This is a genomic window from Bacillus sp. SRB_331 (genome assembly GCF_003264175.1).
Taxonomy (GTDB): domain Bacteria; phylum Bacillota; class Bacilli; order Bacillales; family Bacillaceae_G; genus Bacillus_A; species Bacillus_A mycoides.
Genome location: NZ_NADV01000008.1, coordinates 104,072 through 116,096 on the forward strand (window position 1 = coordinate 104,072; position 12,025 = coordinate 116,096).

A 12,025-nucleotide genomic window follows, 5' to 3' on the forward strand; every position below is an offset into this window, starting at 1 on the left:
CTTTTGGCACTTTTTGTACAAGTTTATGCTTGGCCTTTTAAAATATGAACGAAATCTTCCTTCCACCTCCACTAAAAAAGACGCATGGGATATGCGTCTAATACGGTGTCCATTCAACTTGCTTCGCAATTTCAAATCGCTTTTCTACATCTGGCCAATTTACAACATTCCACCAATTTTTAATATATTCATCTTTTCGATTTTGATATTGTAAATAATACGCATGTTCCCATACATCCAGTACAAGGAGCGGTATCGTATCCCACTGTGTAAACAATTGATGAAGCGTGCTTTGCAAAATTTCTAACCTTCCCGACCGAGGCACCCACACAAGAATTGCCCATCCAGACCCCTCAACTTTCGAAGCCGCCTCTGTAAAATGTTTTTGAAAACGTAAGTAACTCCCAAAATCCTTCTCAATTTCTTGTGATAATGCCCCTCGTGGACCCCCACCACCATCTTTTTTCATGTTATTCCAAAATATCGTGTGTAAGTAATGACCTGATCCATGAAAAGCCGCTTCTCTTTCCCAATGCTTAATTAAATCAAATTGATTTGTTTTTCTCGCTTCTTCCATCATCTTCTCTGCTTTATTTAATCCTTCCACGTAACTACGATGATGTTTATCATGGTGTAACATCATAATTTCTCGTGAAATGTACGGTTCTAGCGCATTATATGGATAAGGTAATGGCGGAAGGGTATGCCCCCCAATCGGAACAGCTCGTTCGCTATCCCCTCTTTCACATAGTTCATATTCCTCTCCTTCTTGCATAAATACTTCCTGTAAATGGTGTTGAATATGTTCTACATCCTCACTTATTTCATACATAAACTCGGCATCTGTGTCGTATTCATGCTCTTTCATACGCTCTAATAAAGTTTGAATTTTATAAGCAAGCATATGGACATCATACACTTCCATTGCACGGCTATCTAATACTTGAAGAACACTTTCACACCAGCTCTCTACTTCATGAAAGTAATCTGTAAATACACCTTGCTGACTCATGTCACACCTCCTTGATGCTACCCACTTTAACTATATTCAATTAAAATCCCTTATATAACTGGACAAACGGAAAAGAAGCTAAGTGTCCTTAGCTTCTTTTCCTTAATTAATATTTGTGCAACATTTTTGTTTGGTAATCTGTCTCATAATATTCTAGTTCTTCACGCATCAATTGAAATTTCCCTTCTAAATCCTTCATCATTCGTTCTATAGATCCAGGGGGGCTTTGCTGAAAAACAATAGAATTTTTCCCTGTATAAGCAGAACGACTATTTTCATACCAATGATCATTCTTTGGCGAAAAAAACTCTGCAATTACTTGATGGTAAATCTTATATAAAACTTTTTCAGCTGCGGTCTTTCGAAATGGTTGGCTATTCAACAAAACAAAACATGCATCAAGTCCTTCTTCACAAAAAACAAGAAGTCTTCTTATTGATGCTAATATTCCTTTATAGTATTGCTCGTTTCCTGTTGGTGCCTCCTCCAATAAAGAAGGTAACGTATGATAATTTACATAATTAGTTATCAAGGAAATTACATCTTCTAAAAATATAGAAACTTGTTCTGTTTGATTTTCAACCATCAAATTAGACATGGCTTCTCTCTCCTTTGCCGTTTTACGCTATTTCTACTCTTTTATTTTTATGTAATTCAGCTAATATTTCTTGTACTTTCACCACTGTTCCCTCGTCAAAGTATCGTTGAAAGTCTGTTACTTCATTGAGATACAAGCGCTTCTGCGCGCGTAGCTCTTTATTGTTCACTAAACAAGCGATCGCTACAATATCTCGTAAATATACGTCTTGTTCTTCTACTTTATAAACTGGATTTCCTTCAAAAGAGGTAATTTCTTGTAAAATTTCTTCAAAATATCGAACATATAAGACAGAAAAGGTTTTCTCTTGATTATTTAATATATATGTTACTTCAGATCTATTGAAAAAATCTTCTGATGTATTCGGTTGTGCTTTTTCTAACTCATATCCTGCATAACCTATTATAATCATCTACTTCCCCTCTCTCTCTTCCTTCCTTCTTTCATCTTATATTAACTTAATTTTCCGATAAACGAAATATTCTTCTAAATATAACCTATATAAAAAATAGCTTCCCTATACAGGAATTTACCTTTTTATTTTTCTTGAAGTTTGTCATAATAATATTATTGTCTCAGTTTTCTTACACAAGGAGAGTTGTATTTATGTCGTTTTCATGGAAACGTTTCTTACAAATCGGGAAAATAATCTTCCCATTTGTTGTCTTAACAATTGTTTTCTTTCAAGCTAAAAAAGAATTAGCGGGCATTTCTTTTTTAGAAGCAATTGAAACAATTAAAAACATTCCAACTGGTGGGGTATTTTTAGCGATTACACTCGGTGCATTTGCCGTTTCAACAATGTTCTTTTATGACTTTGTTATGCTTCGTTACTTAAAAGCAGATATACCTGTACAAAAGATTTTCCGTATCTCATGGATTGCAAACACTTTAAATGGATTTATCGGTTTTGGTGGTCTTGTTGGTGCCGGTGTACGTACAATGCTATATCGTCCACATATAAAAGATAATGGAAAACTTATTAAAAGCATTGCTTGGATGACAACCGCTTTTATTAACGGATTAGCCATTCTGTCATTCCTCGGCCTTATTGGAATATTAGACACTAGTTTTATTCTGCACGAAAAACCGTGGTTATGGCCTGTTCTTATCTTCTTTGCTCTTTTCGTTCCTATATACATTGGGTTTTCTAAAATTAAAAATAGAAAAACAAAACAGACTGACGGACAAGAAGAAGAAGAAGAAGAGAAAAATCCAACTATTTTATATTCATTAGTTTCATTAGTCGAGTGGGTATCAGCTGGTATCGTTATGTACGTCATTTTAATATTGTTTGGAATTGATATCGAATTTCAAAAGTTTTTAGGTGTCTATGTAATTGCTGCTTTAGCTGGTGTCGTAAGTCTTGTCCCTGGTGGCCTTGGTTCATTTGATCTTGTTTTCTTAACCGGACTAGGACAATACGGAGTTGATACAGGCGTATTACTACCCGCTATGTTATTATATCGACTTGTCTATTACATCTTACCATTCTGCCTTGGTCTCATTTTTGCAGCATTTGAAATGACAGGAGCGGCCATAAAAAAAATTGAAGACAAACCATTTATTGCACCTGCATTAGAAACAACTGGTGTAATTTGGACTTTACAACGTGATTTTTTAGGGAAATTAGGTTCATGGGCATCCGCCGCTTTAACCATATTCGCTGGCTTAATGGTTATTCTATCAACAATTTTACCGACTAGTATAAATCGAGCTCACGCCTTACATATTTTAGCTCCAAAGCATCTTATTCAATTTTCTTTTAGCTTATCATTAACATTCGGTATTCTCCTCTTGATTCTTTCGCGAGGCATATATTATGGAACAAAGCGTTCTTACTATATGACGATTGTTTCTTTAATTGGAGCAGCAATCTTTAATACCCTAAAAGGAATTGATATTGAAGAAACCTTTATTTTATTAATCGTACTTGCTGTGTTGTATATGCTTCGCAAAAGATTTGCACGCGAGAAAATGGAAGTCTCTCTTTCTGACATCGTAAAAGTGTTTATCTTCTTATTACTTACGTTATATTTATATAAAAACTTAGGTATTTTATTTGCAGGTGCAAAAGAAGCGTTCCAACCTGATTTTGTCGTTCGAAATATTACACAAGTTAAACGAAGTGCATTAGCAGCAGCCTTTTTCGTTCCTACTTTTTTACTTATTGGTTCACTAATTGCCAATCGTTACCGTAGTCAATTTCCCGGGCAACCAGCTAATGATAAAAGGTTAGAAAACTTCTTAGATGAACATGGTGGGAACGTACTTAGTCATTTAGGTTTTTTAGGAGATAAACAGTTCTTCTTCAGTAGTGACGGAAAAGCACTTCTTCTCTTTTCAATTACTGGAAAACGTCTTGTTGTACTCGGTGATCCAATTGGTGATCCATCCTCTTACCGCACTGTGTTGCAAGAATTTTTAGCTGAAGCTGATCGATTTGGGTATATTTGCGTATTCTATCAAATTGAAAGCAAATGGATGAGTTTATACCACGATTTCGGCTACAACTTCTTTAAACTTGGCGAAGAGGCTGTCGTTGATTTAAATACGTTTACAATAACAGGAAAAAAACGTGCTGGTATGCGAGCTACTTTCAACCGTTTTGAACGAGAAGGTTATACATTCTCTATTCATAAGCCACCATCCTCAGACGAATTATACGAGGAATTAAAGAAGGTGTCTGATGCTTGGCTCGGCGGAAAAAAAGAGAAAGGATTTTCACTTGGGTACTTCGATCGTGAGTATATTAGTCGTGCCCCTATCGCTACATTATCTGATGCAGAAGGAAAAATCATTGCATTCACAACCTTTATGCCAGTATATCAAAGTGGCATATTATCTGTTGATTTAATGCGTTATTATCCAGATGCCCCTAGCGGAATTATGGATGCAATTTTTATCCACTTATTCCACTGGGCAAAAGAAAATGAATACCATTCCTTTAATATTGGTATGGCACCACTCTCAAATGTCGGTTTATCAACGCAATCATTCTGGTCTGAACGAGTTGCTGCTGCAATATTTAATAACGTTCGTTACACATATAGCTTCAGCGGTTTACGACATTTCAAAGAAAAATACAAACCTGCATGGAGTGGAAAATATTTAGCATTTCGAAAGAATCATTCTTTACCAATTACAATGCTCTCTGTAACAAAATTAATAGGAAAACGAAAAAACAGCTAAGTACTTAGCTGTTTTTTCGTTTTTGCACTTGTATACTAAACTCCTTTTCATACTTCTTACTATTTATATAGAAATCCCCCCATATTTTATATGTTCCTTCTTCTGGAAATGTAATACGATATTGTAATTGCTCATCCGTATCAACAGGAATCGCATATAAAAAATGTTCCCTCGTTTCATCAATGATATATAGAGCGTTGACTTCACCTCTCCCTGAATTTAATTTCAGCTTTTCTCCCTTTTTCGCTTGAAACTGAAATGTTAATGTCGCTGCCTCATTCGGATGTAATGCACCAAATAAAAGAGACACTTGATGCTCTCCTATATTTTTTGTAAGTACAGTATCGACAGGTAGTTTCTTTTTATTCTTGTCCTTGTTTTTCTCCTTTTTTTCTTCACCAAAATCTTTCTTAGAAAATGATTCCACGGACTTGTTTTCATCTTCATACAAAAATATCGTGTACTCTTCACCTTTTGCTACATTTGAAGATAGCTTATACGATCCATTCCCGGCAAATATAGGCTTCGTTTGTTGTATGTTTTTCAAATTCCCATCCACTATCACTGCTCGAATTTGATCGTTCACACCACGAACTTCATTATTCATTTTATTTAGCAATTGAAACGAAATATCAACTTTTTCATTTCCCTTTTTATTTTTTACATCCCATTTCACTTCTTGTACATCTCCGGTCGTTTCTTCAGTTTCTTGATATTTTTTTATGTAAAATCCTCCTGCCACAATAAGTACTAGTGCAATAAGCCCAATGACAAGATTTTTCAAAATATCACCTACCATTTTTATTGTCTTTATCCATGCAAAACTTCTTAAATATATATTCTAGATTATGATTTATGAAATCCTGCTCTTTTGCACATATTACAAATAAAAAAGATTTTAATTGAAAGGAGTCGTAGTGTATAATGCAAATGATATTGATTTCTATCAATACATTATAAGGAGGATTTTTCATGAGTGTACATATTGAAGCAAAACAAGGCGAAATTGCTGAATCTATTCTATTACCTGGTGATCCATTACGTGCAAAATATATTGCTGAAACATTTTTAGAGGATGTTACTTGTTATAATAACGTGCGTGGCATGTTAGGTTTCACTGGAACTTACAAAGGAAAGCGTGTATCTGTTCAAGGTACAGGCATGGGTGTTCCTTCTATTTCTATTTATGTAAACGAATTAATTCAAAGCTACGGAGTTAAAAATTTAATTCGCGTTGGAACTTGCGGTGCGATTCAAAAAGACGTAAAAGTACGTGACGTTATTATTGCAATGACAGCTTGTACGGATTCTAATATGAACCGTTTAACATTCCCAGGTTTTGATTTTGCACCAGCTGCAAACTTTGACCTTTTAAAGAAAGCTTACGATGCTGGAACTAAAAAAGGCTTACACGTTCGTGTTGGTAATGTTTTAACAGCAGATGTATTTTACCGCGAAAGCATGGACATGGTTAAAAAACTTGGAGATTATGGTGTACTAGCAGTAGAAATGGAAACAACTGCTCTTTATACATTAGCAGCGAAATACGGTGTAAATGCGTTATCTGTATTAACAGTAAGCGATCACATTTTCACTGGTGAAGAAACAACATCTGAAGAGCGACAAACTACATTTAACGAAATGATTGAAATCGCTTTAGATGCAGCAATTCAACAATAATACATTAAAGAACTCGTCATACGTCTGTCGAGTTCTTTTTATGTGACTTTTTATTAAAAACTACTTTCAGAAGAGACAGATTTTCTCCTCTACTTTTTTGTAACGTTTGTTATAATTAAGAAATCATTTACAGTATTTCTCACAAGAGGTGACGCAGTGAAAAACAGAAGTATCGTCTTTAAACTATTTTTATTAACATCAACATTATTTACAATCATATTCCTCCTTTTTTTCTTAGGACAATCTCTATTTTTAGAGAAATTTTATATTAATAAAAAAGTAAAAACAGTTCAAACTGCTTTTGAGAAGTTCGTAAATACTTACGAAGAAAGTGGTAAAACTTATGAGGAAATTCGAAAACTAAAACAAGAATTTCATGATAAAACAAATGCTGAAATGCAGTTTTTAAATACGAACGGCATTATTAAAAGTGACAATAATTTCTACATTGATGTAATTAATCCTAAAAATAATAAAGCATATTCCATTCCACTCAATAATGTTTTAACGCCAGAAGAATATAATAAATTCGAAAACTTAGGATTGAAAAAAGATGGGATGATAAACGTCGTCGGTTTTGTACAAGATTCCACCATAACACCACTAGAATTGACAACAAACTATAATCGATGGCAAAACGAAAATGTCAACTCAGATTTTCAATCCATTAATGGAAACCCTGCTAAAAATAGACTTACAAGCCGATCCAAAACTGTGACTCAAATTGAGTTTACTGGTATCGTATCTAAGTTACAGCTTCCATCCAAAGCAGATGTTCGTCTTGCAAATGATTTTGAAACATTACAAGCCGTTCAATATTTTGCAGAGATTATTAGAAATGGCACTGCTAACTCACACCAATTAAACACTTATATAATAGATGGTGGAGAGAATATAAAAAATAGTATCTTTGTAAAACCTATTGTGGAAAATGGAAAAATTACAGAATACGCTTTTGCGATAGCATCTTTACAACCTGTTAATGAAGCGATGCTCGTTTTAAAAGATTATTATGTCTATGCCTTAATTATCGTGTTTCTCGTTATTATTTTGTTATCCTTCTACTACTCAAAAATCATTGTTAAACCATTAATTAAGATAAATCGTGTTACAAAAAAAATGGCCAACTTTGATTTTAGCGAGAAGTTACCTGTTACGGCAGACGATGAAATTGGCGGGTTATCAAGTGGTATTAATACACTCTCTGTAAATTTAAAAGATCGAATCGACCGATTAAATGTTGCCAATACAAAATTACAACAAGATATTGAACGCGAACGTCAATTGGAAAAAACGAGAAAAGAATTCATTTCTGGTGTATCTCATGAATTAAAAACACCACTTAGTGTAATTAGAAGTTTCGCAGAAGGAATTAAAGATGGCGTTAGTAAAGATACGACGTATTACACAGATGTTATTTTAGAAGAAACAGAAAACATGAACAGACTTATTGTTGAAATGTTAGAATTAGCAAAACTAGAATCTGGTACGTACAAACTAGATATGACGACATTCTCAATCGGTGAATTAATTCAACAAGTCTATACAAAGTTATTATTTAGCATGGAGGAAAAGCATTTACAAGTGGACATCCATGCTGACTCTTCTCTATTTGTTAAAGCAAATCGTAGCCGTATTGAGCAAGTCGTTGTAAACTTACTTAGCAATGCAATTCGATATACTCCAGATGGTGAAAAAATACACGTCTCTGTTATAGAAACGGAAGATACAGTGAAAATCAAAATTGAAAACACAGGTAATCCTATTCCAGAAGAAAGCCTTGAAAAAATTTGGGACCGCTTCTACCGTTTAGACGCTTCTCGTAGCCGTCATACTGGGGGTACTGGCCTTGGGTTATCCATTGTGAAAAACATTTTAGATCTCCATCACGCTGAATACGGCGTGTATAATACCACTAATAGCGTTGTATTTTATTTTAATTTACAAAAAGGAAAAGAAGTCAAATAATTTGTCTTAATTTCACTAGGAGTTCACATGAAATTCACACTCTCCCTTTATAGTAAGAAACAAGTTAATCCTTTCCTTTACACATATAAAAGAGGAGAGTGCGTGAAATGAAACAAGCAGGACAACCTATTCAAAATGAAAAACAATTAGAAACTATCAAAAATATACTTTTACAATCTTCGAAACGTGATGGCTTATTATTCGTATTAGCTGTAAATTCTGGCTTAAAAGTAAGTGAAATCTTACAATTAAAAGTTAGTGATGTAATCGATGAAGACGAAAATGTTCGCCATTCCATTTTATTTTACAATGAAAAAGTAAAGAAACATAAATGGTTTGCTGTAAATGAAGACTTACAGCACGCAATCGAAGACTACATGAAAGAACGTAAAACTTGGAAACGTAATGAACCATTATTAAAGTCTCAAAAAGGAACAAAGTCTATTACGAGACAACATGCATGGTACATTTTAAACAAAGCTGCAAAAGAAGTTGGATTAGAAGGGATTAGCTCACATACACTTCGAAAAACTTGGGGCTATTGTGCATACAAATCAGGTGTTGATATTGCATTTTTACAACACTTCTTTGATCACAGTACTCCATCCAAAACTTTAAAGTATATCGGTATTGCTTAATAACTCTTATACATAAAAAGGTTACCATTTGTAAATTTGGTAACCTTTTTTATGTTTCATATTCTCTTTTCTTGTCTCTCCTATACTGTAGTGGTACTCTAATAGTAAGGGGGAGAAATTATGAACACATTAATAATTGAATTACCGAAAGAAACGGCTGAAAAACTTGATTTATTAAAGAAATCTTATGAAAAGAAAACAGGTGCTACAATTTCTGAAAGCACTCTCGTTCAAACACTTATCTCAAAGGAATTTATCCAAGCGATAACTCCTTTTGATTTACAACAAATCATCAATGGAAAAGAACAGCAGTAATTGCTGTTCTTTTTTTATTACTATTTAAAATATAAAGTGAAGGCTAATAATCAGTGGGGGTTTACGGGCAGCAGGGCTCCCACCTAACTTCTTTGCTCCAGCCGAATTTTGAGGTAGGAGTTTTACTGCCGCAAATAGCGGGATAAAAAGTTTTTTACTTATTTTCCGAAAAACCATTGACAATGATAATGATAACCATTATCATTTATTATGAAGCCAACAATTGATGAATCAACCAAACGCTCAGTAACATTGTTACCCCTCTTTTTCATATAGAAAGGCACTGTACATTCCCCCTGTTTGTACAGTGCCTTTCTTGTTTATCATCATTCAAACAAATTTAATTGCTCAGGCTTCGGCTCACCATATGTAATGTTCATCATTTTCATAAGCTGTTTCGCATTATCCGCTGCATCTCCGCCCGAATTATTATTAAACAATACAAATATATCCTTCGTCTTCTTTTTCAATCGCTCTAATCGTTCTACCCATTCCGCCAATTCTTTACTATTATAACGATATAAACAGCGAACCGCTCTCCAATTTTCTCCTTTATCCAGCCAACCATGAACATTTCGGCCATGAAAACGTATTAACGCCATGTCCGAGTTTGTTGCCTCTAATATAAGCGGTACTGATCCTATTCCAGCCTGAGGCTCATCGCAAATTGTATGAATCCAGTTTTCTTTTTCTAAAAACTGTAACGTCTTATCTCTCATTTCTGGATAAAACCATGTTTGATTTCGAAACTCTATTGCACATGGTAAATCTTCCATTTTTTCTTTCGTGTATCGAAGTAAATCTACATTTTTCACTTTACAATCAAACCATGGTGGATATTGAAATAAAATCATTTTTAATTTATTTGCTTCTATTAAAGGAAGAATGGATTGTTTATACACATCAAACATCTCATCGAACGTAGAAAAAGGGATTTCCCCTTTCATATGTCCTGTCATTCCTTGATAGGCTTTTACTATAAAAGAAAAATCTTTCGGCGTTTCCATCGCCCATTTTGTATAATTCCGCGCAGGTTGTATCGCATAAAATGAACTATCTACTTCCACAATGGGAAAATGTTCACTATAAGTTCGCAATTTATTTCTATTTTCATAGGGATTTATATATAAAGAATCATGATCTCCCCACCCTGTCACTCCAATGAAAAGCAAATATATCCCTCCCTTTTTAACTTCACCTTCTATCCATTCTACTCACTTCCCGGACATTTCAGCTAATCAATTTCATTAAGTAGCCCCTTCTTTAAGAGTATCCGTATAAAAATATGATATACTAAATGGAAGAATTTTTAAATTGAGGGGTTATTTATTTATGCTTCCAAACGATGATATTGTATCTCATGAAAAACGAATAGAAGAACTAGAAAATAAAGTGCGGTTATATGAAGAGCTTGTGAATCAATTACCACATCATTTCACATACAAAAATCCACATATTGGTTTACAAATTAAGAAAACGAGAACGACTCATTCCATTCAAAACATACAAAAAGAGAATAAAAAGGCTGATTTTCAACTTACTTGCGATTCATTATTTTTATTTGAACAACTTGAAACATACTTTGTTCATATTTTTGATGCTTTTTCACATCATGTCACCTTTGTTGATAGTAAAGGAAATATAACTTTATGTAATCAAGCTGCAGCAGATGATTTTGGTGTAGTACGAAATGATATAATTGGAAAGCCAATTCAACAATTACTAAACTTGCCAGAAGAACAAATTAAAGCGATTGAAACATTAAGAACAGGAACAGAAATATATAATGAAGAAGTGTTAGACAAAAACTATGGTATTTTAAACAATCGAATTATTCGGGATTATAACGGAGAGATTTTTAGAGTTATTAGTGTCTTCCATTATTTAAACACAGAACGTGATGCAGAAAAATTTTCATTAGCAGGACGAATCGCAGCTGGGATTGCTCATGAAGTACGAAATCCCCTTACAACGGTACGTGGATACTTGCAATTTCTACAAGATAACGTTTCTCCATCCAATAAAGAATTGTTTAAAAGTCTACTCATTCCTGAACTAGATCGTGCAAATAGTATTATCACAAAATTTTTAGCCATTTCAAAAACGCGTGAATTTACTAGAGAACCTTTTCCCATCAATACGTTTTTACGCGAATATATTCAACAACTACTTGCTAGTGAAGTTTTTTTACACAACATTTCTATTGACTATGAATTTTCTACGGAATTAGATGGTGTACTTGTCAATATCGATCGTCATGAACTTGTGCAAGTTTTTTTAAATTTATTTCAAAATGCTATCGATGCTCGAGGCGAAAGACCTCTTTCCATTCAAATTTCTAGTTATCGCCTAGATAACTTTGTTCGGATTACTTTCACAGATAACGGAACTGGGGTTCCTCCAGCTATTCAAGAATATATCTTTGATCCATTCTTCTCAACAAAAGATTCAGGAACAGGACTGGGCTTGTCAGTAACGAAGAAAATTATTCAAAATCATAACGGTACATTAAAAGTTACTAGTAATCACAGTGGGACAACTTTTACAATATCTATCCCATCGTTGCCCAAAAGAGATAGTTAAAGTGTCGATAAACAAAAACAGTGGGGGCAGTTTTTAACT

The 12,025-nt window shown here is 34.0% G+C and carries 11 protein-coding genes; 6 read left to right on the forward strand and 5 right to left on the reverse strand.

Annotated features, from left to right (window positions below; all coding sequences use genetic code 11):
• Positions 1-97: 97 nt before the first annotated feature.
• The 3 genes from B5P42_RS07400 to B5P42_RS07410 all read right to left on the reverse strand — a co-directional run bounded on the left by B5P42_RS07400 (position 98) and on the right by B5P42_RS07410 (position 2,022).
• Entirely contained in the window at positions 98-1,012 is a 915-nt protein-coding gene (locus tag B5P42_RS07400) for a superoxide dismutase (RefSeq protein ID WP_060751496.1), read from the reverse strand.
• Between the two features lie 106 nt (positions 1,013-1,118).
• Positions 1,119-1,610, reverse strand: coding sequence for a YpuI family protein (locus B5P42_RS07405; protein WP_060751497.1), 492 nt, complete (start codon positions 1,608-1,610; stop codon positions 1,119-1,121).
• 22 nt (positions 1,611-1,632) lie between these two features.
• Positions 1,633-2,022 carry a hypothetical protein gene (locus B5P42_RS07410; protein WP_113733917.1) on the reverse strand — a complete coding sequence of 130 codons (390 nt, stop codon included), beginning with the start codon at positions 2,020-2,022 and terminating at the stop codon, positions 1,633-1,635.
• A gap of 194 nt (positions 2,023-2,216) precedes the next feature.
• On the opposite strand from B5P42_RS07410, the gene mprF reads away from it, so the two are divergent.
• Positions 2,217-4,802, forward strand: coding sequence for a bifunctional lysylphosphatidylglycerol flippase/synthetase MprF (gene mprF / locus B5P42_RS07415; protein ID WP_113733918.1), 2,586 nt, complete (start codon positions 2,217-2,219; stop codon positions 4,800-4,802).
• A gap of 4 nt (positions 4,803-4,806) precedes the next feature.
• Here the strand turns inward: mprF and B5P42_RS07420 are convergent, their stop codons facing one another.
• A complete protein-coding gene (locus B5P42_RS07420) occupies positions 4,807-5,601 on the reverse strand; it encodes a hypothetical protein (RefSeq protein WP_060751500.1) in 795 nt (264 codons plus the stop codon).
• 173 nt (positions 5,602-5,774) lie between these two features.
• On the opposite strand from B5P42_RS07420, the gene deoD reads away from it, so the two are divergent.
• From deoD to B5P42_RS07440, 4 genes are all read left to right on the forward strand, one after another.
• Positions 5,775-6,482, forward strand: a complete 708-nt coding sequence (deoD, locus tag B5P42_RS07425; protein WP_060751501.1) for a purine-nucleoside phosphorylase — start codon at positions 5,775-5,777, stop codon at positions 6,480-6,482.
• Positions 6,483-6,638: 156 nt separating this feature from the next.
• Positions 6,639-8,450, forward strand: coding sequence for a sensor histidine kinase (locus B5P42_RS07430; protein ID WP_113733919.1), 1,812 nt, complete (start codon positions 6,639-6,641; stop codon positions 8,448-8,450).
• A 107-nt stretch (positions 8,451-8,557) separates the two neighbouring features.
• Positions 8,558-9,088 (forward strand): tyrosine-type recombinase/integrase, encoded by a 531-nt coding sequence (locus tag B5P42_RS07435; RefSeq protein ID WP_000806230.1) that lies wholly within the window; start codon positions 8,558-8,560, stop codon positions 9,086-9,088.
• Positions 9,089-9,208: 120 nt separating this feature from the next.
• Positions 9,209-9,403 (forward strand): DUF3924 family protein, encoded by a 195-nt coding sequence (locus B5P42_RS07440; RefSeq protein WP_113733920.1) that lies wholly within the window; start codon positions 9,209-9,211, stop codon positions 9,401-9,403.
• A 326-nt stretch (positions 9,404-9,729) separates the two neighbouring features.
• Here B5P42_RS07440 and B5P42_RS07445 read toward each other — a convergent pair whose 3' ends face one another.
• A complete protein-coding gene (locus tag B5P42_RS07445) occupies positions 9,730-10,575 on the reverse strand; it encodes a DUF72 domain-containing protein (protein ID WP_002086674.1) in 846 nt (281 codons plus the stop codon).
• 160 nt (positions 10,576-10,735) lie between these two features.
• On the opposite strand from B5P42_RS07445, the gene B5P42_RS07450 reads away from it, so the two are divergent.
• Complete coding sequence (locus B5P42_RS07450) at positions 10,736-11,986, forward strand: ATP-binding protein (protein WP_002030719.1); 1,251 nt, start codon at positions 10,736-10,738, stop codon at positions 11,984-11,986.
• The last annotated feature ends 39 nt before the right edge of the window (positions 11,987-12,025 follow it).

Coding starts and splice junctions, on each gene's coding strand:
- B5P42_RS07400 (WP_060751496.1), bottom strand. CDS start 1,012: ATGAGTCAGCAAGGTGTATTTACAGATTACTTTCATGAAGTAGAGAGC.
- B5P42_RS07405 (WP_060751497.1), bottom strand. CDS start 1,610: ATGTCTAATTTGATGGTTGAAAATCAAACAGAACAAGTTTCTATATTT.
- B5P42_RS07410 (WP_113733917.1), bottom strand. CDS start 2,022: ATGATTATAATAGGTTATGCAGGATATGAGTTAGAAAAAGCACAACCG.
- mprF (WP_113733918.1), top strand. CDS start 2,217: ATGTCGTTTTCATGGAAACGTTTCTTACAAATCGGGAAAATAATCTTC.
- B5P42_RS07420 (WP_060751500.1), bottom strand. CDS start 5,601: ATGGTAGGTGATATTTTGAAAAATCTTGTCATTGGGCTTATTGCACTA.
- deoD (WP_060751501.1), top strand. CDS start 5,775: ATGAGTGTACATATTGAAGCAAAACAAGGCGAAATTGCTGAATCTATT.
- B5P42_RS07435 (WP_000806230.1), top strand. CDS start 8,558: ATGAAACAAGCAGGACAACCTATTCAAAATGAAAAACAATTAGAAACT.
- B5P42_RS07440 (WP_113733920.1), top strand. CDS start 9,209: ATGAACACATTAATAATTGAATTACCGAAAGAAACGGCTGAAAAACTT.
- B5P42_RS07450 (WP_002030719.1), top strand. CDS start 10,736: ATGCTTCCAAACGATGATATTGTATCTCATGAAAAACGAATAGAAGAA.